Origin of the sequence: Kingella sp. (in: b-proteobacteria), assembly GCF_030527935.1 — a bacterium.
Lineage (GTDB): Bacteria > Pseudomonadota > Gammaproteobacteria > Burkholderiales > Neisseriaceae > Kingella_B.
The window spans coordinates 1-22,448 of the sequence record NZ_JAUMZV010000036.1; the positions used below are offsets into that span (position 1 = coordinate 1).

General features: G+C 55.8%; 24 protein-coding genes. 15 read left to right on the top strand and 9 right to left on the bottom strand.

All coding sequences use genetic code 11. The features are described 5' to 3' along the window. Positions 1 to 666 precede the first annotated feature (666 nt). Both Q4A85_RS10525 and Q4A85_RS10530 read left to right on the top strand, forming a co-directional pair. Positions 667 to 1,422, top strand: coding sequence for a (Fe-S)-binding protein (locus Q4A85_RS10525; RefSeq protein WP_303110136.1), 756 nt, complete (start codon positions 667 to 669; stop codon positions 1,420 to 1,422). Continuing rightward, positions 1,419 to 2,111: a lactate utilization protein C gene (locus tag Q4A85_RS10530; protein ID WP_303110137.1), complete on the top strand. Its 693-nt coding sequence runs from the start codon at positions 1,419 to 1,421 to the stop codon at positions 2,109 to 2,111. Before Q4A85_RS10525 ends, Q4A85_RS10530 begins: the two co-directional genes overlap by 4 nt. Before the next feature lie 102 nt (positions 2,112 to 2,213). On the opposite strand, the gene Q4A85_RS10535 is transcribed toward Q4A85_RS10530, so the two are convergent. Beyond that, the gene (locus Q4A85_RS10535; protein ID WP_303110138.1) at positions 2,214 to 2,345 is read right to left on the bottom strand and encodes a hypothetical protein; all 132 of its coding nucleotides are present in this window, start codon (positions 2,343 to 2,345) and stop codon (positions 2,214 to 2,216) included. A 24-nt stretch (positions 2,346 to 2,369) separates the two neighbouring features. Between Q4A85_RS10535 and Q4A85_RS10540 the strand changes: the two genes are divergently transcribed. Then, the gene (locus tag Q4A85_RS10540; protein WP_303110139.1) at positions 2,370 to 3,815 is read left to right on the top strand and encodes a LutB/LldF family L-lactate oxidation iron-sulfur protein; all 1,446 of its coding nucleotides are present in this window, start codon (positions 2,370 to 2,372) and stop codon (positions 3,813 to 3,815) included. On the opposite strand, the gene Q4A85_RS10545 is transcribed toward Q4A85_RS10540, so the two are convergent. Together Q4A85_RS10545 and glnE are read right to left on the bottom strand one after the other, a co-directional pair. After that, the gene (locus Q4A85_RS10545) at positions 3,782 to 4,282 is read right to left on the bottom strand and encodes a hypothetical protein (protein WP_303110140.1); all 501 of its coding nucleotides are present in this window, start codon (positions 4,280 to 4,282) and stop codon (positions 3,782 to 3,784) included. The two genes, Q4A85_RS10540 and Q4A85_RS10545, sit on opposite strands and share 34 nt — an antisense overlap. Positions 4,283 to 4,379: 97 nt before the next feature. After that, complete coding sequence (gene glnE, locus Q4A85_RS10550) at positions 4,380 to 7,046, bottom strand: bifunctional [glutamate--ammonia ligase]-adenylyl-L-tyrosine phosphorylase/[glutamate--ammonia-ligase] adenylyltransferase (RefSeq protein WP_303110170.1); 2,667 nt, start codon at positions 7,044 to 7,046, stop codon at positions 4,380 to 4,382. Positions 7,047 to 7,457: 411 nt separating this feature from the next. Here glnE and aat point away from each other — a divergent pair, with 411 nt between their 5' ends. Then, positions 7,458 to 8,186 (top strand): leucyl/phenylalanyl-tRNA--protein transferase, encoded by a 729-nt coding sequence (aat, locus tag Q4A85_RS10555; RefSeq protein ID WP_303110141.1) that lies wholly within the window; start codon positions 7,458 to 7,460, stop codon positions 8,184 to 8,186. A gap of 170 nt (positions 8,187 to 8,356) precedes the next feature. Continuing rightward, positions 8,357 to 9,736, top strand: a complete 1,380-nt coding sequence (gene radA / locus Q4A85_RS10560; RefSeq protein ID WP_303110142.1) for a DNA repair protein RadA — start codon at positions 8,357 to 8,359, stop codon at positions 9,734 to 9,736. 7 nt (positions 9,737 to 9,743) lie between these two features. Here radA and Q4A85_RS10565 read toward each other — a convergent pair whose 3' ends face one another. Further along, positions 9,744 to 9,920, bottom strand: a complete 177-nt coding sequence (locus Q4A85_RS10565; RefSeq protein ID WP_303110144.1) for a hypothetical protein — start codon at positions 9,918 to 9,920, stop codon at positions 9,744 to 9,746. Between the two features lie 234 nt (positions 9,921 to 10,154). Here Q4A85_RS10565 and Q4A85_RS10570 point away from each other — a divergent pair, with 234 nt between their 5' ends. The 3 genes from Q4A85_RS10570 to Q4A85_RS10580 all read left to right on the top strand — a co-directional run bounded on the left by Q4A85_RS10570 (position 10,155) and on the right by Q4A85_RS10580 (position 12,170). Further along, on the top strand, positions 10,155 to 10,298 hold the full coding sequence (locus Q4A85_RS10570) for a hypothetical protein (RefSeq protein WP_303110146.1): 144 nt from the start codon (positions 10,155 to 10,157) through the stop codon (positions 10,296 to 10,298). A gap of 87 nt (positions 10,299 to 10,385) precedes the next feature. Beyond that, the gene (locus Q4A85_RS10575) at positions 10,386 to 11,771 is read left to right on the top strand and encodes a PepSY domain-containing protein (RefSeq protein ID WP_303110148.1); all 1,386 of its coding nucleotides are present in this window, start codon (positions 10,386 to 10,388) and stop codon (positions 11,769 to 11,771) included. Between the two features lie 186 nt (positions 11,772 to 11,957). Next, complete coding sequence (locus tag Q4A85_RS10580; protein ID WP_303110150.1) at positions 11,958 to 12,170, top strand: heavy-metal-associated domain-containing protein; 213 nt, start codon at positions 11,958 to 11,960, stop codon at positions 12,168 to 12,170. A 322-nt stretch (positions 12,171 to 12,492) separates the two neighbouring features. On the opposite strand, the gene Q4A85_RS10585 is transcribed toward Q4A85_RS10580, so the two are convergent. The 3 genes from Q4A85_RS10585 to Q4A85_RS10595 form a co-directional block, all read right to left on the bottom strand. Next, positions 12,493 to 13,428 carry a J domain-containing protein gene (locus tag Q4A85_RS10585; protein WP_303110152.1) on the bottom strand — a complete coding sequence of 312 codons (936 nt, stop codon included), beginning with the start codon at positions 13,426 to 13,428 and terminating at the stop codon, positions 12,493 to 12,495. Positions 13,429 to 13,542: 114 nt separating this feature from the next. Beyond that, positions 13,543 to 13,992 carry a ribonuclease HI gene (rnhA, locus tag Q4A85_RS10590; protein WP_303110154.1) on the bottom strand — a complete coding sequence of 150 codons (450 nt, stop codon included), beginning with the start codon at positions 13,990 to 13,992 and terminating at the stop codon, positions 13,543 to 13,545. Positions 13,993 to 14,244: 252 nt separating this feature from the next. After that, positions 14,245 to 14,493: a hypothetical protein gene (locus tag Q4A85_RS10595; RefSeq protein WP_303110156.1), complete on the bottom strand. Its 249-nt coding sequence runs from the start codon at positions 14,491 to 14,493 to the stop codon at positions 14,245 to 14,247. Positions 14,494 to 14,557: 64 nt separating this feature from the next. Here Q4A85_RS10595 and Q4A85_RS10600 point away from each other — a divergent pair, with 64 nt between their 5' ends. Further along, positions 14,558 to 15,388 carry a hypothetical protein gene (locus Q4A85_RS10600; RefSeq protein ID WP_303110158.1) on the top strand — a complete coding sequence of 277 codons (831 nt, stop codon included), beginning with the start codon at positions 14,558 to 14,560 and terminating at the stop codon, positions 15,386 to 15,388. Positions 15,389 to 15,608: 220 nt separating this feature from the next. Here the strand turns inward: Q4A85_RS10600 and Q4A85_RS10605 are convergent, their stop codons facing one another. Further along, positions 15,609 to 16,406 carry an inositol monophosphatase family protein gene (locus Q4A85_RS10605; RefSeq protein ID WP_303110160.1) on the bottom strand — a complete coding sequence of 266 codons (798 nt, stop codon included), beginning with the start codon at positions 16,404 to 16,406 and terminating at the stop codon, positions 15,609 to 15,611. A 162-nt stretch (positions 16,407 to 16,568) separates the two neighbouring features. Here Q4A85_RS10605 and rarD point away from each other — a divergent pair, with 162 nt between their 5' ends. After that, entirely contained in the window at positions 16,569 to 17,474 is a 906-nt protein-coding gene (rarD, locus tag Q4A85_RS10610; RefSeq protein WP_303110162.1) for an EamA family transporter RarD, read from the top strand. A 402-nt stretch (positions 17,475 to 17,876) separates the two neighbouring features. Here rarD and Q4A85_RS10615 read toward each other — a convergent pair whose 3' ends face one another. Then, a complete protein-coding gene (locus Q4A85_RS10615; protein ID WP_303110164.1) occupies positions 17,877 to 18,821 on the bottom strand; it encodes a hypothetical protein in 945 nt (314 codons plus the stop codon). A gap of 117 nt (positions 18,822 to 18,938) precedes the next feature. Here Q4A85_RS10615 and Q4A85_RS10620 point away from each other — a divergent pair, with 117 nt between their 5' ends. From Q4A85_RS10620 to Q4A85_RS10635, 5 genes are all read left to right on the top strand, one after another. Continuing rightward, on the top strand, positions 18,939 to 20,219 hold the full coding sequence (locus Q4A85_RS10620; protein ID WP_303110166.1) for a M23 family metallopeptidase: 1,281 nt from the start codon (positions 18,939 to 18,941) through the stop codon (positions 20,217 to 20,219). Continuing rightward, positions 20,219 to 20,398, top strand: coding sequence for a hypothetical protein (locus tag Q4A85_RS10625; protein ID WP_303110168.1), 180 nt, complete (start codon positions 20,219 to 20,221; stop codon positions 20,396 to 20,398). Before Q4A85_RS10620 ends, Q4A85_RS10625 begins: the two co-directional genes overlap by 1 nt. 209 nt (positions 20,399 to 20,607) lie before the next feature. Next, positions 20,608 to 20,922, top strand: coding sequence for a hypothetical protein (locus tag Q4A85_RS13270; protein ID WP_368500215.1), 315 nt, complete (start codon positions 20,608 to 20,610; stop codon positions 20,920 to 20,922). A 104-nt stretch (positions 20,923 to 21,026) separates the two neighbouring features. Continuing rightward, a complete protein-coding gene (locus Q4A85_RS13275; protein WP_368500216.1) occupies positions 21,027 to 21,422 on the top strand; it encodes a hypothetical protein in 396 nt (131 codons plus the stop codon). Between the two features lie 120 nt (positions 21,423 to 21,542). Next, positions 21,543 to 22,253, top strand: a complete 711-nt coding sequence (locus tag Q4A85_RS10635) for an SAM-dependent methyltransferase (protein ID WP_303110172.1) — start codon at positions 21,543 to 21,545, stop codon at positions 22,251 to 22,253. The last annotated feature ends 195 nt before the right edge of the window (positions 22,254 to 22,448 follow it).

Here is a 22,448-nt window from a genome sequence, read left to right on the forward strand (position 1 = left end):
CGCACGAAGTGCGGCTAGTTCGCACGCGCCGAAAAAAGGATGCGCAGTGAGGGAAGTTCGCGCAGCGAACCTGCACGTCGGGGTCGCCTTTCTTTTGCTTTGAACCTGTATTCATTGTCCGCACGAATAGATTTTGCGTCATAAAAGCATGGATACAAGGCGCAAAGCGCAGCAAGGTTGGACACCTTGCGAGCATTTGCAACGCCGTAGCCATGTTTTTAGGACGTGAAAGCTATCGTGTGGATGATGAATGCAGGTCCACACTTTGGCGAAGCAAAGAAAAGTAAGTGCCCCGCTGGCATAAGACGCATGGTTAAAGTTAATCGGCTGTTTACCACAAAGCGCAAACCCTTTTCAGGCTGCCTTAGATGTTTACCAAGTTTCAGGCTGCCCATCTTGTAATTTCACAAAACAAAATCCAATCGTTTCAGCAAAATTCATTCGCCATTCCATATTTTTCGCCCCTGCTTTTTTGCTCATTATCACCACCGTTCTCTATAAAAACAAAGCATTGCAATCAAATACCCCACCACAACGCCCATTTAAATTTAGTAAACACAGTCTAACAAACATTAACAAACCATCTTGACAGACTACATGTAACTACAATAAATTACCCCGCACGGCATCCCGCCGTCTCAACCACACCAAAAAAGAAAACAAACCATGAACACAAACACCACCTATCCGCGCGATGTCTATTTCTTTGGCACGTGCATCTTAGATATGTTTATGCCCCAAGCAGGCATGGATGCCATGACGCTGCTGGAATCCCTGGGCATCAACGTGCATTTCCCCATGGAACAAAGCTGCTGTGGGCAGCCCGCTTATTCGTCTGGGCACGAAAAAGAAGCCTTTGCCGTTGCCAAAGCGCAGTTGGATTTATTCCCCGAAGATTGGCCCATTGTGGTGCCATCGGGCTCATGCGGCGGCATGATGAAGCTGCATTGGCCCAGCCTGTTTGCGGGCAGCGAATACGAAGAACGCGCCAACGAGCTTGCCAGCCGCGTGGTGGAGTTCACCCACTTTCTGCTCAACATCGGCTATCAGCCCGAAGACACAGGCGCGCCGATTAAGGTTGCCGTGCACACATCCTGCACCGCCCGCCGCGAAATGGGCGTGCATTTAACAGGCTGGAAGCTAATAGACAGCCTGAAAAACGTAGAGCGCGTGGTGCACGACCACGAAAACGAATGTTGCGGCTTTGGCGGCACATTCTCGGTGAAGCATTCCGATATTTCAGGCGCAATGGTGAGCGACAAAGTGGCCGCGCTCAAAGAAACCGAAGCGGTGGAAATTGTGAGCGCAGACGCGGGCTGCATGATGAACATCGGTGGCAAAATTGAAAAAGACGAACCCAATATGCCGCGCCCCAAACACATCGCCACCTTTCTGCTGGAACGCACGGGGGGCAAAGCATGAGCGCGCGCGAGAATATTTTAGCCAAGCTGCGTCAAGCCAACGCCTATCCGATGGCAGAGCCGCAAACCCATGATTATTACCAAGAAATGTCGCCCACATGGGACAACGAAGTGGCACGCCTGAAACATTGGGCAAAAACCATGCGCGCGGTGAAAACCGAGATTTGTTGGGTGCGCGAACACGATTGGGAAAACACGCTGGTGCAAGTGGCGCAGCAAAAAGGGCTACGCAATATGCTGTTGTCGCCACAAACCGCGCACGGCAAACGCGCCGAAACGGCGTTGGCGCAGGCAGGTTTCGCCACGCGCGGCTTTGAGCAAAAAATTGACGATTGGAAAGACGATTTTTTTGCCAACGTGGACGCGGGCTTTACCACATCGCTGTGCGGCATCACGCACACGGGCACGGTGATGCTGGTTTCATCGCCCGAAGAACCGCGCAGCCAAAGCCTTGTGCCGCCTGTGCATTTTTGCTTGTTTGACACGCGCAAGCTGTACGACACGTTCTACGCCGCGCTCACGGGCGAAAATCTGGTGGACGATATGCCCACCAACATTATCCTGATTTCAGGGCCGTCCAAAACCGCCGATATTCAATTAACGCTGGCGTTTGGCGCACACGGGCCGCGCGATTTGGTGGTGCTGGCGGTGTTGCCTGAGCATATTGCCGTGAGCGATTTGGCAGAATAGTCTTAACCGCAAAGGCAGCCTTGCCCCTTTGTCCAAATCTTTGATTTGGGTATTAAGTAAGCATCTAAATCTATGATTTAGCTATGCGAACTTATGCAAAGCTCAGGGGTATGCCGCAGCGCAACGCGCAAGGTTGAAAATGACGTAAATCATGTTTTCAGGCTGCCTAATCCGCACAGCAAAGGCAGCCTGAAAACAGCAAAAACACTCTTTCAGGCTGCCTAATCCAGCCACACAATCATTCAGAAAGATAAAAACATGACCACACAAACCGTCCACTTCCACCCCCGCCCCGAAACCTTCAAGCAAAACACGCAAGCCGCGCTAGCAGATAAACCGCTGCGCAAAAGCCTGCGCACCGCCATGGATATGCTGATGACCAAGCGCAAAATGGTGTTGTCAGACGAAGAAGAATTGCAAATGCTGCGCACGCTGTGCGAGCACGTTCGCCAACACGCGCTGTCCAAATTGCCCGATTTGCTGGTGCAGCTGGAAGACAATTTAACCCGCCTTGGCGTGCGCGTGCATTGGGCAGAAACCGTTGAAGAAGCGCAACAAATCATCTACGGCATCATGGAAACGCACAAAGCCAAGCTGATGGTGAAAGGCAAATCTATGGTGAGCGAAGAAATTGAGCTAAACCACCATTTAGAAAGCAAAGGCATGCGCGCGGTGGAAAGCGATTTGGGCGAATTTATCGTGCAAATGGCCGGCGAAAAGCCCACCCATATCGTGATGCCCGCCATTCACAAAACCAAAGAGCAAGTGAGCCAGCTTTTCCACGACAACCTTGGCACAGAATTAACAGACGATGTGGACAAGCTCACAGGCTTTGCCCGCCAAGCCATGCGCGATATTTATCGCACGGCAGACGTGGGATTGAGTGGCGTAAACTTTGCCGTAGCCGAAACAGGCACGCTGTGCTTAGTGGAAAACGAAGGCAACGGCCGCCTGTCCACCACCGTGCCACCCGTGCACATCGCCATCACAGGCATTGAAAAAGTGGTCGCCAAGCTCACCGATGTTGTGCCGCTATACAGCCAACTGCCGCGCACCGCGATTGGGCAAAACATCACCACCTATTTCAACATGATTACCGGCCCGCGCCGCTGCGAAGAGCTAGACGGCCCGCAAGAAATGCACCTTGTACTGCTGGACAATGGGCGCACGCAAGCCTACGGCGAAGAGCAAATGCGCCGCACCCTGCAATGTATCCGCTGCGGCGCGTGCATGAACCATTGCCCCGTTTACACCCGCGTGGGCGGCGCAGCCTACGGCACGACTTACCCCGGCCCAATCGGCGAGATTATCTCGCCGCACCTAATGGGCTTGGAAAAAACGCGCGATTTGCCCACCGCCTGCACCATGTGCGGCGCGTGCGTGGAAGTTTGTCCCGTGAAAATCCCAATTACCGAGCAAATGCAACGCCTGCGCCAAGAAGCGCAACGCTCGCCTGCCGAGCAAGTGGCGTATCCGATTAAAGGGCAAGGCGCGTCATACAGCACGGGCGAGAGCATGGCTTGGCGCGTGTTTAGCGGCTCGTTTGGCAAGATTAAAGCGTATCGCACGCTCGGCTGGGCCGCCACCACCTTCCGCGCGCTCACCCCGCCGTGGCAGCTTGGCTGGACAAAAAACCACGCGCCGATGCGCCCTGCGGCGAAAACGCTGCATCAGATGATGCAAGAGAAGAATAAGAATAAATAGCTGGACTTGATGAGATAGGCAGCCTGAAACGGTATTGGTGCGGTTTCAGGCTGCCTTTGTGTTTTGGCTTGGCAACTCAGCTTCGCTACGTGGGCTGCTTGAAATGTAGAGTGGGCAACGAGTTCGTAGGTCGGGCATTGATACCCGACGTTTTTCAAATTTTTCGCTGCTTGTCGGGCATCAATACCCGACCTACGCCACTTACCCACCAGAATGTTCGCGGCAATGGTGGGCGGCAAATTGCGCCGCACTATGGGCGCGGGCGCAATGGTTGGGCAGCCTGAAACTGTCCCCGCGCGGGGTGCAGGGGCTTGCCCTGCTCGCGGTAGGCGGCGAAATGCCTGCTCTGGCAAAAAATAGGCAGCCTGAAAACAAGCGAAGCAGATTTTAGCAAAGCGAAAACAGCATGGAAAAACGGTTTTCAGGCTGCCGCCAATCACCAAAGGCAGCCTGAAATGGAATGGCAACGGCTCATGAAACTGGGCTACGCTTATTGGCGCACTATTGACGCAGCCTGAAACGCCCCATCATTCGTTTCAGGCTGCCTTTGTTGTGCTGATGGCATCACGCGCCAAACACCGTTGCCCACAAATCTTTCACCGCTTGATAATCCGCCAGCAGGGTTTTATCCACAGCAACGCGGGCGATGTCGCGCAGTTTTTTGTTGTGTTGGATTTGGCGATAGCGGCGGTAGGCGTTTTGGGCGGCGCTGGCTTGCTCGGCGGGGATAAAGCCGCGCTGCGCTGCCATGCCCAATAGGGCGATGTTGCCGTAGTTTTCTAGCAGCTCGGGGGCTTCATGGCTGTGGGCAAGCACAAGGTATTGGACGATAAATTCTACGTCCACCACGCCGCCGCGTGCGTATTTGACGTTTTCATCATCGGCGGGGTGGGTGGCGGTGATTTTGTGGCGCATGGCGATGATGTCGGTTTTCAGGCTGCCTATGTTGCGCGGTTGGGCGATGATTTGGCGGCGCAGTTGTTCAAATTGCGCGCCAAGCGTTGCGCTGCCGCAGATATAGCGGGCACGGGTGAGCGATTGGTGTTCCCATGTCCATGCGTTTTGTTGTTGGTATTGGGTGTAGGCGGCAAGGCTGTGGACGAGGAAGCCGCTGTCGCCGTTGGGGCGCAGGCGTAGGTCTAGCTCGTATAGGCTGCCTGCGCCTGTGCTGCTGGATAACCATGTGGATAGGCGGCGGGCGAGTTTGATGTAGCATTCGGCGGCTTCGGGGTGGGGGTCGTTATAGAGATAAACAAGGTCTAAATCGGATGTGTAGCCGAGTTCTTTGCCGCCGAGTTTGCCGTAGCCGATGATGATGAATTGCGGGTCGGGGCGGTGGATTTTGGGGATGCTGTGCCATGCGTGGTGCAGGGTTTGGCGTAGGATGATGTCGGCAAGCAGCGAAAGCTCATCGCTTAGGGCTTCTACTGTCCACTTGCCTGCTAGGTCTTGCACCAATAGGCGGAAGGTTTGCGCGTGTTGGAAGCGGCGCAGGGTGTCCATTTTGCTTTCGATATCGTCTTGGGCGTTTAGGCAGCCTGAAAGTTCGTTTTCTAACGCTGTCCAATCCAAAGGTTGCATAAGCTGGGCGGATAGAAGTTCGTCTAGCAAAATGGGGTGTTGGCGCAGGTATTCGGCTGCCCACGCGCTTTGCGACATCAGCTCGGCGATTTGGTTGAGCGCGGCGGGGTATTGTTGCAAAAAGGCGAGATAGGCAGAGCGGCGGCTGATGGTGTCTAGAAAATCCAGCAGGCGCAGCAGAGTGGCATCGGGGTTGGGGCGATGGGCGGCGGCTTCTATCATGCGGGGGACGATGGCATCAAAGCGCGGCTGGACGTGGGCGGAGAGTTGGCGGTATTTGCTGGCTTGGCGGATGTGGGCAAGGCGTTGGGCGATGTGGGGGCTGTCGGCGTAGCCCAGTTTGGCTAACTCGGTTTCAGGCTGCCTATTGGGGTCGGCGGCGTTGTCCCATAGCTCGGCGAGTGGGTGCGGGGCTTCGTTGTTGGCGTGTTCGGGCTCATTGAGAATTTGGTTGAATTGTTGGTTTACAAAATCGCGGTGCGTTTTCAGGCTGCCTAAAAAGGCGGGGTAATCGGTAAAGCCCATGCTGATGGCAAGCTGGGTTTGTTGCTCGGGGCTGTCGGGCAGGGTTTGGGTTTGCTGGTCGTCCCAATATTGCAGGCGGTGTTCTACGTTGCGCAGGAAGCGGTAGGCGGCGAGCAGTTGGGCAACGGTGTCGGGCGGCAAAATGCCGATTTCGCCGAGTTTCGCCAGCGTGGCTTGCGTGCCTTTGAGTTGCAGGCTGCGGTTTTGCCCGCCACGTATCATTTGGAAGATTTGGGCGATAAATTCCACTTCGCGGATGCCGCCCGCGCCGAGTTTGATGTTGTGTTCCATGCCGCGCTTTTGCACTTCTTGGCGGATTTGGCGATGCAGCTCGCGCATGGCGTGATAAGCGTTGTAGTCCAAATATTTGCGGAACACAAAGGGGCGCACCAGCGCGGCGATGTCGTTGGCATGGGGCGTTACCACGCGGGCTTTGCACCATGCGTAGCGTTCCCATTCGCGCCCTTGGGTAATCAGATATTGTTCCAGCGCGGTTTCGCTCGCCACCAATGCGCCGCTGTCGCCATCGGGGCGCAGCCGCATATCCACGCGGAACACTTGCCCATCGGCGGTGTGGTCGTTGAGCAAGGCGATGAGTTTTTGCCCCACTTTGGTAAAAAATTCTTGGTTGCTGCGCGCGCGTTTGCCGTTGGTGTCGCCGCTTTCGGGGTAGGTGAAAATCAAATCTATATCGGAAGAAACGTTGAGTTCATCGCCGCCTGCCTTGCCCATGGCAATCACGGTTAAATGCTGCGCCGCGCCTGTGTGCCGCCCAATGGGCGTGCCGTATAGGGCTTGATAGTGGGCGTGGGCGTAGCCCAGCGCGGTGTTGATGGCGAAATCGGCAAACTGGGTGATGGTGTGGGTTACTTCGTCTAGCGTGGATTGGCGGGCAAGGTCGCGCGTGATGATGTGGGCGAGCACATGGCGACGCAGAATGCGAAGCTGGCGGGCGATTTCGGCTTCGTTGCCATCGGCTTGCAGCTGCTGCCAGTTTGCGAATTGGGCGTAGTCAGCGGGCGTGAGCGGGCGCGGTAGCCATTGGGCGAGCAGAGCGAGATTGAGCGTTTGATTGGCGAGTTGGCGTTGCAGCCAGAGCGAGAAGGGGGCGGCGGTTTGGAGCATGGTGGTTTTAGGCGGACTGGGGAATGAGGGGAATTGGATTTTAGCAGGTTCGCGGTGGTTTTTTGGGCGGGGTGGTGAGGGTGTTTTCAGGCAGCCTTGTGATGTAAACCATAGGCAGCCTGAAACCTTTGCAAAACCTAAAACAAAACAAGAAATGGTCAATTCTCCATCATTCCCGCCTGCGCGGGAATGACGGCATTTCTTATTTTTTCAGGCTGCCTCAGGGGTTTTACAAAGGTTTCAGCCTGAAAATGGGAAAACCGTTTGCGGTAGCGCGAAGTGATTTTGTTGGATGGATTGTATTTCAGGCTGCCTCAACGACTTCACAAAAGTTTTCAGGCTGTCCCATCATCCAAGGCAGCCTGAAAACGTTAAAATGCCACCTAAATTGTGCCCATCCCCAGCCCCGCCATGACCATCCCCTTCGTTCCCTCCGCTTTACCCCTGTTCCCCGAATATTCCCCCGCGCAAGACACGCACGACGGCTTGGTGTGCGTCAGCGATGCGCTCACGCCCGAGATGCTGCTGGCGGCGTATCGCAAGGGCATTTTCCCGTGGTTTAGCGAGCATGGCTTGTTTTACTGGTTTTCGCAGCATCCCCGCGCCGTGCTGCTGCCCGAGCGGCTGCACATCGGTCGCTCGCTCGCCAAAACGCTGCGCCACAAAAGCTACCGCGTCAGCGTGAACGCCTGCTTTGCCGATGTGATTGCCGCCTGCGCCCAAGTGCCGCGCGCAGGGCAAGGTAGCACTTGGATTGCGCCCGATTTTCAGGCTGCCTACACCGCGCTGCACCAATTGGGGCACGCGCACAGCTTTGAATGCTGGCTGCCTAACGATGCGGGGCAATGGCAGCTGGCGGGCGGGCTGTATGGCGTGCAAATCGGCAGCGTGTTTTACGGCGAATCCATGTTCGCCCACCGCGCCGATGCGTCCAAAATCGCCTTTGCCCGCGCCGTGCCGTTTTTGGCAGACTGCGGCATCCGCCTGATTGATTGCCAACAAGACACAGCGCATTTGGCGCGCTTTGGCGCGCAGTTGATGCCGTTTGAGCTGTTTCGGGAACGGCTGCGGACGTGGAATGATGTGGCGTTGCTGCGAGAGATTGGGCGCGGGGTGGTGGCGGAGAATAAAGCAGCCTGAAAACGAGAGAAAGCGTGGCAGCCCAGTAAGATGGGTAATGAAAAATAGGCAGCAGCGTTGAATGATAAAATCGCCATTTACTCGCTGAAAACACGCTCTAACCCTTTTCAGGCTGCCTAACCCAATCACCCAAAGGCAGCCTGAAAACAATCCAACAAGGAACAATCAACATGGCCAAAGCCCCAAAAACCCTCTACCGCTGCACCGAATGCGGCGGCACCGTGCCCAAATGGCAGGGCAAATGCCCGCATTGCGGCGAGTGGAACACCTTGCAGGAAGACATTGCCGCACCCGAGCCGAAGAACGTGCGCTTCCAATCGTGGGCGGCGGACAGCGCGCAGGTGGTGGATTTGTCGCGCGTCAGCGCAGTGGAAGTGCCGCGCCAGCCTACGGGCATGGGCGAGCTGGACCGCGTGCTCGGCGGCGGGCTGGTGGACGGCGCGGTGATTCTGCTGGGCGGCGACCCCGGCATCGGCAAGTCCACGCTGCTGCTGCAAACAGTCGCCAAAATGGCGCAGAGCCGCAAGGTGCTGTATGTGTCGGGCGAGGAATCCGCTCAGCAGGTTGCCCTGCGTGCCCAGCGGCTCGGCGTGCAGAGCGAGGGCATCAATCTGCTGGCGGAAATCCGCTTAGAGGCGGTTCAGGCTGCCTTAAAGCAGCACCAGCCCGTGCTGGTGGTCATCGATTCCATCCAAACCATGTATTCCGACCAGATTACGTCCGCGCCCGGTAGCGTGTCGCAGGTGCGCGAGTGCGCCGCGCAGTTCACCCGCATCGCCAAGCAGCTGGGCATCGCCATGATTTTTGTCGGCCACGTTACCAAAGACGGTGCAATCGCCGGCCCGCGCGTGCTGGAACACATGGTCGATACCGTGCTGTATTTCGAGGGCGACCAGCATTCCAACTACCGCATGATACGCGCCATCAAAAACCGCTTCGGCGCGGCGAACGAATTGGGCGTGTTCGCCATGACTGAGCAGGGCTTGAAAGGCGTGTCCAACCCCTCCGCCATTTTCTTGGCAAGCTACCGCGACGATGTGGCGGGCTCGTGCGTGCTGGTAACGCAGGAAGGCAGCCGCCCGCTTTTGGTGGAAATACAAGCCCTTGTGGACGACGCGCACGGCTTCACCCCCAAACGCCTGAGCGTCGGCTTGGAGCAAAACCGCCTCGCCATGCTGCTGGCGGTGCTCAACCGCCACGCGGGCATCGCCTGCTTTGACCAAGACGTGTTTCTCAACGCCGTCGGTGGCGTGAAAATCGGCGAACCCGCATCGGACTTGGCGGTGATACTGGCGATGGTGTCCAGCTTCCGCAACAAGCCGCTACCGGAAAAAATGGTCGTGTTCGGCGAGATTGGTCTCAGCGGCGAAGTGCGCCCCGTCTCGCGCGGGCAGGAGCGGCTCAAAGAAGCGGAAAAACTCGGCTTCCAACGCGCCATCGTACCCAAAGCCAATTTGCCGCGTAATCAGAAAGAGTTCCCGAAACTGCAGATTTTCGGGGTGGAGACTTTGCAGGAAGCGGTGCAGTTGGCACGGGATTTGGCGGATTGATGTGATGTTAATCAGCAGCCTGAAAATGCTCAAAGCAGCCTGAAACGCCATCCAACACAACGAAAGCCCAACAAGGCAGCCTGAAAATAAGGCTGCCGTTCTTTTCCCGTTCGCATGGCGTTGCGCCGCCATACCCACGCTTGCGGCGCGCTAAACCGAACCGCCCGCTCTGCGTGGTTAGCAAGCTATGCCTTAACCACAAAGGCAGTCTGAAAACCTTGCAAAATCTGTAACCGATGGAGCGTCGGCGGCTCGCCGACATTTTGTTAATCAACAAAATCATGTTGAATAACCATTTGGCAACGAGCCGTCGCCGCTCCATTTTGGATTTCAGGCTGTCGTAGGTCGGGCATTGATGCCCGACGTTTTTAATTCGCGGCGTATTCAAGATAAGTAGCTCAGTATTTGTCGGGCATCAATGCCCGACCTACAATTTTTCAGGCTGCCTATGGTGCTTTGCGACTGCCTACTTTTGGCTTATTGCCAAAACCGCCATCATCCGTACAATGCAGCCCGCCCAAGCGAAACACGCGGGGCAATGCAACCCATCAAGGCAGCCTGAAATACCATTAGGCAAAGCTCAACCGCGCCCCCGCTTTCAGGCTGCTTATTCCAAAAAATCGTTCAAAAAAATCAACAAGGAACCCCCATGACCACACCCACCCAACCCGCCGCCAATCGCCACTATCTCACCGTTTGGCGATGGCACTTCTACGCAGGGCTGTTCACCGCGCCCTTTCTGATGTTGCTCGCCGCCACAGGGCTGGCGATGCTGCTGTTTGCCAACATCACAGGGCGCGAAGGCGAGCGGATGCGCGTTACTCCGCAAGCCGTGGTGCAGCCGCTGTCCGCTCAAGCCGAAGCCGCACGCCAAGCCATCAACCCCGATACCGCATCGGTGGTGCAATACATCGCCCCGCGCCAAGCCGATACGGTTGCCGTGTTCCGCGTGAATAACAACGACACCGCCACCATGGTTGCCCTAGACCCCTACACCGCGCAAGTGATGAAAACCTACCCGCGCAACAGCGATTGGTATCACCTGATGGACGAAATCCACAGCGACATCCTAATCGGCAAAACAGGCGATTTTCTGCTGGAAACCGCCGCCGCGCTCACCATCCTGCTGGTTATCACAGGCTTTTATCTGTGGATAAGCAAACAAGGCAGCCTGAAAAACGTGTTGTTCCCCAAATTGGGCGGCGGGCGCAGCACATGGCGCAGTTTGCACGGCGCAATTGGCGCATGGATAAGCCTGATTTTGCTGCTGTTTTGCCTATCGGGCATGGCATGGGCGGGCATTTGGGGTGGCAAAATGGTGCAATCGTGGAGTCAATTCCCCGCAGGCAAATGGGGCATAAAACCCACGCCCGAATCCGTGCTCACCCACGGCGATGCGCTGAACGACGGCAAAACCAAAGAAGTGCCTTGGGTGCTGGAACTCACGCCCATGCCGCAATCGGGCAGCACGCTGGGCGACAACGGCATCAACCCCAGCGAACCGATGACGCTGGAAACGGTGGACAGATTTGCCCGCGAAATCGGCTTCGCAGGACGCTACCAGCTCAACTTCCCCCAAGGCGAAACAGGCGTGTGGACGCTCACCCAAGATTCCATGAGCTACGATGCCAACAGCCCCTTTATTGACCGCACGGTGCACATAGACCAATACAGCGGCAAAATCCTTGCCGACATCCGCTACGATGACTACAACGCCTTTGGCAAATTTATGGCGGTGAGCATCGCGCTGCACATGGGCACGCTGGGCTGGTGGAGCGTGCTTGCCAACGCCATTTTCTGCCTTGCCGTTATCGGCATTTGCATCAGTGGTTTGGTAATGTGGTGGAAACGCCGCCCCAGCAAAGTGTTCGCCCTTGCGCCGCCGCCCAAACAGCCCGTGTGGTGGACGATGGCGATTCCCTTGCTCATCATCGCCGCCCTGTTCCCCACCGCGCTGGCCGCCATTGTTGCCATCTATCTGCTGGATTTTTTGCTGGTGTCGCGCAGTCAAACGCTGGCGAAGTGGTTTAAATAACCAGTTTAAATAACCACACGCGAATGCAATACAAGGCAGCCTGAAACGTGCTAACTATCGTTTCAGGCTGCCTTTAAGCGGATATATAAGGCAGCCTGAAATTTATCTTTTCTGGCTGCCCTTGACTTTGCCACGGGGTAAACCGTTATATTGCGCACTTTCCAACTCATCCGCGAAAGGATAATCATGGCAACAACCACTTTAAACATTCAAGGCATGACTTGCGGCGGCTGCGTAAACAGCGTAACCCGCGTATTAACAGGCATAGCGGGCGTGAGCCGCGCGCAGGTGGATTTGGCGGGGGCGAAAGCGGTGGTGGAATATGATGCGGCGCAAACCAACCCTGCCGCACTGGCGGAGGCGGTGGACGATGCGGGGTTTGAGGCGCAAGTGGCGTAATCTTGTTCTCAACAAAATAGGCAGCCTGAAAACGTGGAATGTGTTTTCAGGCTGCCTTTGTGTTGGGCGATATGGGGTTTGTATTGGTAGTTTGTAGGTCGGGCATTGATGCCCGACAAACACTAATCCATTTATCTTAATCCGCTACTAATTTAAAACCGTCGGGCATCAATGCCCGACCTACGGTTTGGCAACGGTTTCAACCTTGCGCTTTGCGCTGCGGTATACCCCTGAGCTTTGCATAAGTTCGCATAGCTAAATCATAGATTTAGATGCTTACTTAATACCCAAATCAAAGATTTGGACAAAGGAGCAAGGCTGCCTACTCTTTGGCGCGTTGCAGGTAAACGGTGGCTTCTTTTTGGCTATCGGATAGGGTGATGGGTTCGCTGTTGATGGTTTCGCCTGTGTCCAGTTGCACATAGCGGATGGTGTAGCTGCCTGCTTCTAGCGCGGTGAGCGGGAGTTGGCTGCGCTCTTCTATAAAGAATGTGCGCAGGGGTTGGGGCTGGTTGGCTTGGTGGAGCTCGACGAAGACATCGGAAGTGTTGCGGATGTTGTCCACAAATATGGTGAGCTGTTTGGTGGTGCTGCGGGTGAAGGGGTAGTTTTTGACGTAGCCTGATGTGCTGGGGAAGGGTTCGCCGTTGGGCGCGGTGGTGGGGCGAACGTAGTTGCTGGGGGCATCTTCGTTGGCAAGCGGTGGGGCGGTGGGATTGGCGGGCGCAACGGCGGGCGTGGCATCGTTTTCAGGCTGCGTTTCGCTATCTAGGGCTGCGCTGGCGGTTTCAGGCTGCGTGGTGCGGGCTTCTTCGGCGGCTTGGGTTTTAAGGTAGCTGTTGAGTTGCCAAAAAAACAGGGCGACAAGGGCGCAGCAGGCGATGATGAAGATGGGCTGCCAGAGTTTTTTGTGGGTGGATTGTTTGGCAGGGGGGGTTGGGCTGGGCTGAATGGGTTTTTCAGGCTGCCTTTGGGTTTGCGCACTGGTTTGGGGCGCGGTGTGTGTGCGGATGGTGGTGTGTTGGGCGATGCGGGGGCGCGGGGTTTCTTGTTGCTGTATCCAGCGGTCGTGTTCGGCGCGTTGTTTGGGGTCGGATAGGACTTCGTAGGCGCGGTTGATGAGCTGCATGATGCGGCTGGCATCTTCGCTGGGGTTTAAATCGGGGTGGTATTGCTTGGATAGGCGGCGATAGGCTTGGCGGATGGTTTGTTCATCGGCATCGCGGGGAATTTGTAGGTTGTCGTAATGGGTTCGCATAGTGTGATGGGGTGGGGTTATTGGGCTTGCTGTGAAAGGCGTGAATTGGTTTTCAGGCTGCCTATTATGTTTTCAGGCTGTCTAATATGGCAGCGGCAGCAGCAACGGCGCGGATTAGGGCGAAACGCTGGCTACGCCTTGGTTGGCAAGCGCATCGGCGCGTTCGTTTTCGGCGTGCCCTGCGTGTCCGCGCACCCATTGCCATTGGATTTGGTGCTGGGCGGCAAGCTGGTCTAGCTGTCGCCAAAGGTCTTCGTTTTTAACGGGCTGCTTGGCGGCGGTTTTCCAGCCGTTTTTTTTCCAGCCGTGTATCCATTGTTCCATGCCGTTTTTCACATATTGCGAATCGGTGTGAATGACCACGGCGCAGGGGCGGCTGAGCGCGGCAAGCCCTTGGATGATGGCGGTAAGCTCCATGCGGTTGTTGGTGGTGTGCGCTTCGCCACCAAATAGTTCTTTTTCGTGGCTGCCATAGCGCATCAGCACGCCCCAGCCGCCTTTACCAGGGTTGCCTTTGCACGCGCCATCGGTGTAGAGATATACGGTTTTGTTTTGGGTTGTCATGGGTTTCAGGCTGCCTTTCGGTTTTCAGGCTGCCTTTTTATGAAACACAACAGCCGTTTAGCAAAATCGGGTAAAATTCGCGGTCTAAGAACCTGTATTCACTATTTTCATAGGCAGATTTGATGACATAAAAGCGCGGATACAAGGCAAAAAGCGCAGCAAGGTTGGACACCTTGCGAGCATTTTTAACGCGGTAGCCGCGTTTTTAGGGCATAAAAGATGGCTATGGAAATAGTGAATACAGGTTCTAAATTAACGCTTATCGCGGAAAAATGTATCCACCGCTTCTTGAAACAAATCGGCGTGAACACTATTGCTGTAACCCAGTTCCGCCACTTCGTCTTCAAAAGCAGCCTGAACGGATTCCACAATATTTTCCGCCATCTCTTGCGGCATCGCGCGCAAAAATCCCTGCAACGCCGCCGCCAGCACGCGATTTTGCATCAGCAGCATATCATTGGTTTCTTCCAAATAATCCAAACGCTGTTCCAAATCTTCCATTTTGTCTCGCTTTTTAGCAAAAAGCGGTATTGTAGCAAAACCCCTTTTTATGGACACGCCCAGAATGAATCAAAACAACCCATTCGCTTCCGACATGGTATTCACACTCAGCGAAGACGACGATTTTCGCCCCGCGCCGCAGCCCCAACACCAAAGCGACAACGATTGGGAACGCAACCTAACCGCGCTGCGCCATCGCCAAGAAACCCATGCCAACGCGCCAACCCGCGCCCTGCTCACCGACATCACCATCACGCCCCCCAGCGCGCGCGAACAAAACCTGCGCGATTTATCCGACATCTACCCCAACACCAACGAGCTGCGCCCCTTTGGCGACAAAGAACTGGATGCCGCCTACCGCGAATACCTTAGCCAGAGCGTAGAAGCGCACAACCAAAGCGACAGCATCACCGACACCGAAGTGGACGTGCTGATACAAGAAGACTGGCTCGCCGCCCAATCCGCCTTGCAAAGCGAACGCACGCGCCGCTATGCACACGAAACCAAAACCGTGCTGCTCAAAAGCCGCGACAACGCCCCCACCCCCGCGCCTGCTGCCCCCCTTTCAGGCAGCCTGAAAACCGATGCGCCCGTTGCGCTGCCCGATATTGCTGTGCATGTATATGAATTGCCCGATTTGCCTTCCACCCGCCGCGTGCGCGTGTTGTCCGAGCAAGAATTGATGCAAGGCATCCGCGATAAGCTGCTGCCGCATTTAAGCAACGCAGTGGCAGGCATGGTGCGCCAAGCCTTGCAGAAAAAGCTCGCCATGCTGTCGTATGACTTGCAAACCACGCTCAACGAAGAAACCCCGCAGCTGGTGGAAGATGTGCTGGACCACAATTTGAATGCGATTTTCCGCTCGGTGAAGGATGCGGCGGTGTATAAGAAATAGTTGTTGAATAAGCGTAAGGCAGCCTGAAAAGCGGTTTATGCGTTTTCAGGCTGCCTTGTTATGGTGCAATAAATTCGCCGCAATTCCCAAGCCATCAATCCACTACGTGCGTGCTTGCGGCACAATACCCCACTCATCGCTACCCCAAACACATTTTCAGGCTGCCTAATCGCAAATAGGCAGCCTGAAAACATATTTCACCATAACAACAAACGCGAGCTTAAACGTGCGCCCCAATTATCCTTAACATCTGCGCCAGCACTTTGGGGTTCGCGCCAACAATATTGCCCGTTTGCAGCCAAGTTTGCTCGCCTTGCATATCGGTGATGATGCCGCCTGCTTCTTGCACAATCAACGCGCCTGCGGCGATGTCCCACGGCTTTAAGTTGAATTCAAAAAAGCCGTCAAACCGCCCTGCTGCCAGCGAGCACAAATCCAGCGATGCTGCGCCTTCGCGGCGTGCGCCTGCGGTTTTTTCAATAAACGCTTTCAAAATAGCAAGATAGCTGTCCAACATGGATTGCTCCACCACGGGGAAGCCTGTGCCGATAACGCATTGGTTGAGTTCAATGCGGTTGGACACGCGGATGCGGCGGTCGTTGAGCAATGCGCCATTGCCGCGCGATGCGGTGAATAGGTCGTTGCGCTCGGGAGCGTAAACAAGGGCTTCTTTTAACACGCCTTTTTCCAATAGCGCGATGCTGATGGCGTATTGTGGATGCCCGTGCAGGTAGTTGGTGGTGCCGTCTAGCGGGTCAATAATCCATTCAAATTCGGCGCGTTCGTTGCCCACGATGCCTGTTTCTTCCGACAAAATGCGGTGGTGCGGATAGGCTTCTTGCAGGGTTTCGATGATGATGGCTTCGGATTGGCGGTCCACTTCGGAGACGAAATCGTTAAACGCTTTGTTGTCGATGCGGATGGTGGGGAGATTGTTGCTGGCGCGTAGCATCAAATCGCCTGCTTTGCGGGCGGCTTTGAAGGCTACGTTGAGCGCGGGGTTGAGTTGTTGTGCCATGATGGTTTCCTGTGAAAGATGATAAGGCAGCCTGAAAAGGGCTTTCAGGCTGCCGCGTTTAACGAAGTCAGTTAAAGAACAGAGCGCGGATTATACGGATTTTCCCGCTTTACGGCTATCGCCCCGCAGGCGTACCATTGCGCTTTTTTTGGCGATTCTGCGATGTCTCTATCCACTCAATCCGAGCAACGCCAAGGCATTTTGCTGGCATTAGCTTGCTATGGCACATGGGGCTTGTTCCCCCTATTTTGGTATCCGCTCAACCATTCGCCCATGCCTGCGGAGCAAATTTTGGCGCAACGCATTGTGTGGTCAAGCGTGTTTGCGTTGGCTCTGCTGCTGGCGTTTCGGCAAGGCAAGGCGTTGGTGATGGCGTTTCGTCAGCCCAAATTGTTGGCAACGTTTGCGCTGTCGTCTTTGCTGATTGCGGCAAATTGGCTGATTTATCTTTGGGCAATTATTCATCATCATGTGGTGGAAGCGAGCTTGGGCTATTTCATCAACCCTTTGGTGAATATGCTTCTGGGCTGGGTAATTTTTAAAGAACGGCTCAACGTGTGGCAAATGGCGGCGATTGCGCTGGCGGTGGCGGGCATTGTGTGGCTGGCGATTCCTGCGGGGCAAATCCCGTGGGTTTCGCTGTTTTTGGCGTTTACCTTTGGTTTGTATGGCGCGGTGCGCAAACTCGCGCCCATGCCGCCTTTGGCAGGGCTCACGCTGGAAACGCTGTTGCTGCTGCCCTTTGCGCTGGGCTATTTGGCTTGGTGTGGCACGCAAAACACGCTGGTGTTTGGCGAATTAACGCTGTTGCAAAAAACCGTGTTGTTCGCATCGGGCGCAGCCACCACGCTGCCGCTGCTGGCTTTTGCCGCCGCTGCCAAACGGATTGCGCTGTCGTTGCTGGGCATTTTGCAAAACCTGTCGCCCACCACGCAGCTTTTGCTGGGGCTGGCGTTGGGCGAGCAATTAAGCGGGGCGCGGCTGATGGGCTATGGCTTGGTGTGGCTAGGCGTGCTGGTGTTTTTGTATGGTGTTTGGTTGCAGATGAAGCGGGAAAAGGCAGCCTGAAAACGAGCGAAACAGTTTATAAAAACCGTTTGGTATCGCGCCAAACGGTTTTTTCGCTGCATGGATAGACGCCATTTCAGGCTGCCTTGATGCACCATCCAGCCCAACACCCCCCGCCACATCACAACCCGCAAATTTCAGGCTGCCCTATTTCTTAAACCCAAACCACGCCATCCTTTTTTAACCCAAGCGCACGGCTTGCAAGCAAGCCGTAGAAGCGCGGGGACGCATTTTCAGGCTGCCTATATCGCCCCCGCGTTTAGGCAGCCTGAAAACCCATCCCCACCGCAAAAAAAACCGTCTGGCGCAACACCAAACGGTTCTATCTTTTCAGGCTGCCTTTGGAACTTCACAAAAATTTCAGCCCGCCCAATCCAGCCCAACCATCCCGCCCCCACTCGTTCACAGCATCTTCCCATCAAACCGCCGTTGGCGTTTCCAAAACGCCCATTGTGGCTTGCTGCCTATCGTACATTGCGCTTGTTCGCACACGATGCGCAGCCCGTTTAGGCAGCCTGAAAACAAATCTTGCAGCAACGGTTCAAACCAGTTTTGCTCCCATGCTTCAAGCTGGGCTTGGTATGCCCATAGGTCGCCTGTTTGCTGGCTGGGCAGGAAGTCGTCGGCAAAAATATGGGTTTGGGCGATGGGAATTTGCCGTTGGGCGCAGGTGTGTTGCCATGCGGCGTAGCTTTCGGGCTGGCGGGCAGTCTCTTGGCTGCTGTGCGCTGCCCACGCGCTGTTGCTGGCGATGAGTGCGACAGCCTGAAAATCGGTCATTGGCGCGGGGGCGTTCCACAGCCAAATGCCGTTGATGGGCGGCAGTTGGTTTTGCTGGCGGGTTTGGTTGAGCGGGTGGTTGTGCAGCCACATTTGTAGCTCGGTGGATAGGGCGAGCCACGGGCGGATGTCGCTGCCGCTTGCGCTTTGGCTGCCGTCTAGCTGGCTGGCGATGTCTAGGATGCTGGCGGCGTGCCATGTGGGTGGGCTGGGCAGAGCAAGCGTCCACAAATCGGGTCGGATGGGGCTAAACGCATATTCGCCGTGGTAAAACTGGTTCAGCTCGTTGCACCAAATGGCGGCTTCGCTGGGCGAGAGCGGCAGGTGTTCGGCGGGCAGTTGGCTGGCGGTGTTCATGCCCATTTGTTGCCACACGGGGCTGGCGTAAACCACGTTTTCAGGCTGCCCTAATTGGTCGCACAGATAGGTTTGATAAAGCTGCATTCGGCTAAACGCGGCGGGCTGGATTTTGGCGTAGCGCAGCAGTTGGTTGAGCGCGGGGGTGTTGAGTTCGGGCAGGGTTTCGTGTGCTTGGCGCAGCAGGGCGGGGAGAATTAGGGTGAACATAATGGAGCGGCAAACAAAAAAGGCGGATTGTAGCAGCCCGCCATCAAAAGTCTCTTTCAGGCAGCCTGAAAATGCTAAAATCGCGCGTTTTCCGATTTGCTTTACATCTGTTGTCCAATGAAAAAAATAAATCCTAACAAACTGATTATTTTTCCGATTATCGCGCTTGCGCTGGTGCTTGTGGCGGTGGCGTTTAGCCCGAAAAAGGCGGAAATTGCGCCCAATGCGCGTTTGGTGCGCCAAGTGTTGCCCAGCCCCAAAATCACCGATTTTGGGCGATTGAGCTATTGGCGCGACGAGGAAGTGCAAGAGGGCGACACGCTGCCTATGGTGTTGGCGCGCATTGGCGTGAGCGAGCAGAATCTGCAAGATTTTGTGCAAAACAGCCCGATTAACCTGAAATCGTTGAAGCTCCATGAGGGCAAAATTGTGAGCGCGCACATTGATGCGCAGCAAAATGTTACCGATATTCAATTCTTTAACGATGAAGACGGCGAGCGCAACTTGGTGGCGATTGAATACGCCGATGGCAAATGGCAGCTGCGCAAAACCGAAGGCGACACCACCACCCTGCCATCGCTGCGCTCGGTGGTGATTACGTCTTCCGTGTCGGGCGCGTTGGGGCAAGCGGGCGTGCCGATTGATATTCGCATCACGCTCAAAGAAATCTTTGCCGATAAAATCAATTTAGACAAACTGCCCGAAGGGTCTAGCGTGCGCGTGTTGTATGAAAGCCTGTATTTTCGCGGGCAAGAAGTGGCAACGGGCAACGTGCTGGCTGCCGAAGTAACCGCCAACAATCACACTTATTACGCCTATTATTTTGAAAACGGCGATGCCGACAACGGCGGCAATTATTATGACGAAAACGGCGAACCGCTGCGCCAAGGCTTTGGCGGGCTGCCGATTGAAAGCTACACCCGCATTTCATCGCCCTTTGGCATCCGCGTGCACCCCATCACCCACACCGTGCGGATGCACACAGGCATTGACTACGCCGCCCCGCAAGGCACGCGCGTGTTGGCCCCCAGCGATGGCGTGGTCAGCTTTCGCGGCTGGAAAGGCGGCTACGGCAACGCCGTGATGGTTACCCACGACAACGGCATGGAAACGCTATACGGGCATCTGAGCGCGTTTATCAGCGGCGTGGACGTGGGCACGCGCGTGAACTCGGGCGCGGTGATTGGCTTGGTGGGCAGCACGGGGCATTCCACCGGCCCGCATCTGCACTACGAAGTGCGGATTAACGGGCAGCCTGTGAACCCCGCCACCGTTGCCCTGCCCACGCCGCAACTTGCCACCGCCGACCGCGCCGCCCTGCAAATCTATCGCGGCAAAGTGGACGAAGTGATGCAAGCCGTGCGCGGGCTGCCTGTGATGGTGTCGCAGATGGATTGATGGGGCGGGATGGTTTTCAGGCTGCCTATGCCATCCGCCACGCATGGAGCGGCGACGGCTCGTTGCCAAATAGCACGCCAAACCAACCGCCTTGCTTGAATACAGCGTTTCAGGCTGCCCATGTTTACCGCTGGATTAGCTTAACAACAATAGGCAGCCTGAAACGCAGTTCAGCGTAGCTAAAACCCAAAACGCCAACAAAACCAAAACACAATCCATTTTCAGGCTGCCCTACCCTACTCCCCCCAACCCCAAAGGTCCGACACCGAATAACCCAAAGGCAGCCTGAAACACCGTTCAGCGCAGCTAAAACACGTTTCCCCGCTTCTAGCCCATTCCCATTTTCAGGCTGCCTTCTCTTTCCACCCATCTCACCCAGAGCCATCCCATGAAACCCATCCTTCTCGTTCTCGCTCTAATCCCCGCATTCGCTCTCGCCGCCCCCAGCGCAGACGATACCGCCATCCGCAATCTCATCAACCAACATTACCAACGCCCACAGCCCGCACACCCATGCCAACTCACCGCCCCGCCCCCCAGCGACCCAAGGCAGCCTGAAAACACCGCCTACTGCATGAAGCCCGCCGCCAGCCACACCGTAAATCGCCACGGCAAAGCCACCCGCTATGTGCTCTACACAGGCTTCGCCTACAACACACCCAAGAGCAGCGCAAAAACGACAGCCACGCCGCCTCAGGGCTAGCCGAGCTATTCATATTAGAAAAAACAGGCAACGCATGGGCTATCACGCAGCACGGCAAAAGCGAAGTCGGCGCATGGGGCGAGCCCCCGTCCTTATGGCGTTTTGTGCAAGTGGGCAAACAAAACTGGGGCTACCAAACCCAAAACAGCTACACAGGCCAAGGCGCAACCGAAACAAGGCAATTTTTCCTGTTCACCGACAACACCCGCGTCGCCACCAGCTTCATCCCCGATGGCAACGACAACAGCGGCGCGTATGGCGACTGCACCCTTTACACAGGCGCAGAAAAACGCTCCTGCCAAGACCGTCAAACCAGCCTAGAAGCGCAAATCCGCTTCAACCGCACCACCGAACAAAACGGCGTGTGGGGCATCCAAGCCACGCTCAGCGGCAATATAGGCAAAAAACGCTACACCAAACAAAAATACGCCATGCCCTATAACAGCCGCACACATAGCCACATCGTGCCCAAAAATTACCCGCTATATATTGCGCCGTAAACATTTTCAGGCTGCCTAATGGAGCGGCGACAGCTCGTCGCCATAACGCAGCGTATTACCACAACAAGGCAGCCTGAAACACCGTTCAGCGTAGCTAAAACCCCAACCCCCATCCCCACCATGCCTACACTCTACCTTATCCCCACCCCCCTTGGCGCAGCCGACACCCCCAGCCTGCTCCCCCACGAGCAAGCCCAAATCGCCCACCTTACCGACTTCGTCGTAGAAGCCGAAAAAACCGCCCGCACCCACCTAAAACACATGAATCTCGCCGCCCCCATCCGCGCGCTCAACCTGCAACCGCTCAACGAACACACCCCCGCGCACGCCATCGCCGCGCTGCTGCAACCCCTGCGCGAAGGGCGCGATTTAGGGCTAGTCAGCGAAGCAGGCTGCCCCGCCATCGCCGACCCAGGGGCAAACCTAGTCGCCCAAGCCCACGCCGCAGGCTACACCGTCAAACCCCTTATCGGCGCAAGCAGCATCGTGCTTGCCCTAATGGCATCAGGCGCAAACGGGCAAAGTTTCGCCTTCAAAGGCTATCTCCCCGCCAATAAAGACGAACGCATCGGCAGCCTGAAAACCCTAGAAACCCGCTCCCGCCAAGCCAACGAAACCCAAATATTCATAGAAACCCCCTACCGCAACGAAGCCCTGCTCGCCGATGCCCTTGCCACCCTGCACCCCCACACCCGCCTGTGCATCGCCTGCGATTTAACCCTGCCCAGCCAGCAAATCATCAGCCAAAGCATCCACCAATGGCGCAAAATGCCCGCCCTGCCCAGCCTAAAAAAACGCCCCGCGATTTTTGTATTGCACGCAGGGCAGTAAAGCCAAAGGCAGCTTGAAACGCAAGAAGTGCCGTCATTCCCGCGTAGGCGGGAATCTTGCTAAACATTCATAAATGTGTGCAAAAACAATCCATTGTGTGAATTTAACCAAGATTCCCGCCTACGCGGGAATGACGAAGAGAGACCTTTGCAAAAAAACCTTTCCTTCGACAGCCGAAACCCAAACACAGGTTTT

Coding starts and splice junctions, on each gene's coding strand:
- Q4A85_RS10525 (WP_303110136.1), top strand. CDS start 667: ATGAACACAAACACCACCTATCCGCGCGATGTCTATTTCTTTGGCACG.
- Q4A85_RS10530 (WP_303110137.1), top strand. CDS start 1,419: ATGAGCGCGCGCGAGAATATTTTAGCCAAGCTGCGTCAAGCCAACGCC.
- Q4A85_RS10540 (WP_303110139.1), top strand. CDS start 2,370: ATGACCACACAAACCGTCCACTTCCACCCCCGCCCCGAAACCTTCAAG.
- glnE (WP_303110170.1), bottom strand. CDS start 7,046: ATGCTCCAAACCGCCGCCCCCTTCTCGCTCTGGCTGCAACGCCAACTC.
- aat (WP_303110141.1), top strand. CDS start 7,458: ATGACCATCCCCTTCGTTCCCTCCGCTTTACCCCTGTTCCCCGAATAT.
- radA (WP_303110142.1), top strand. CDS start 8,357: ATGGCCAAAGCCCCAAAAACCCTCTACCGCTGCACCGAATGCGGCGGC.
- Q4A85_RS10570 (WP_303110146.1), top strand. CDS start 10,155: ATGCCCGACCTACAATTTTTCAGGCTGCCTATGGTGCTTTGCGACTGC.
- Q4A85_RS10575 (WP_303110148.1), top strand. CDS start 10,386: ATGACCACACCCACCCAACCCGCCGCCAATCGCCACTATCTCACCGTT.
- Q4A85_RS10580 (WP_303110150.1), top strand. CDS start 11,958: ATGGCAACAACCACTTTAAACATTCAAGGCATGACTTGCGGCGGCTGC.
- Q4A85_RS10585 (WP_303110152.1), bottom strand. CDS start 13,428: ATGCGAACCCATTACGACAACCTACAAATTCCCCGCGATGCCGATGAA.
- rnhA (WP_303110154.1), bottom strand. CDS start 13,992: ATGACAACCCAAAACAAAACCGTATATCTCTACACCGATGGCGCGTGC.
- Q4A85_RS10595 (WP_303110156.1), bottom strand. CDS start 14,493: ATGGAAGATTTGGAACAGCGTTTGGATTATTTGGAAGAAACCAATGAT.
- Q4A85_RS10600 (WP_303110158.1), top strand. CDS start 14,558: ATGAATCAAAACAACCCATTCGCTTCCGACATGGTATTCACACTCAGC.
- Q4A85_RS10605 (WP_303110160.1), bottom strand. CDS start 16,406: ATGGCACAACAACTCAACCCCGCGCTCAACGTAGCCTTCAAAGCCGCC.
- rarD (WP_303110162.1), top strand. CDS start 16,569: ATGTCTCTATCCACTCAATCCGAGCAACGCCAAGGCATTTTGCTGGCA.
- Q4A85_RS10615 (WP_303110164.1), bottom strand. CDS start 18,821: ATGTTCACCCTAATTCTCCCCGCCCTGCTGCGCCAAGCACACGAAACC.
- Q4A85_RS10620 (WP_303110166.1), top strand. CDS start 18,939: ATGAAAAAAATAAATCCTAACAAACTGATTATTTTTCCGATTATCGCG.
- Q4A85_RS10625 (WP_303110168.1), top strand. CDS start 20,219: ATGGGGCGGGATGGTTTTCAGGCTGCCTATGCCATCCGCCACGCATGG.
- Q4A85_RS13270 (WP_368500215.1), top strand. CDS start 20,608: ATGAAACCCATCCTTCTCGTTCTCGCTCTAATCCCCGCATTCGCTCTC.
- Q4A85_RS10635 (WP_303110172.1), top strand. CDS start 21,543: ATGCCTACACTCTACCTTATCCCCACCCCCCTTGGCGCAGCCGACACC.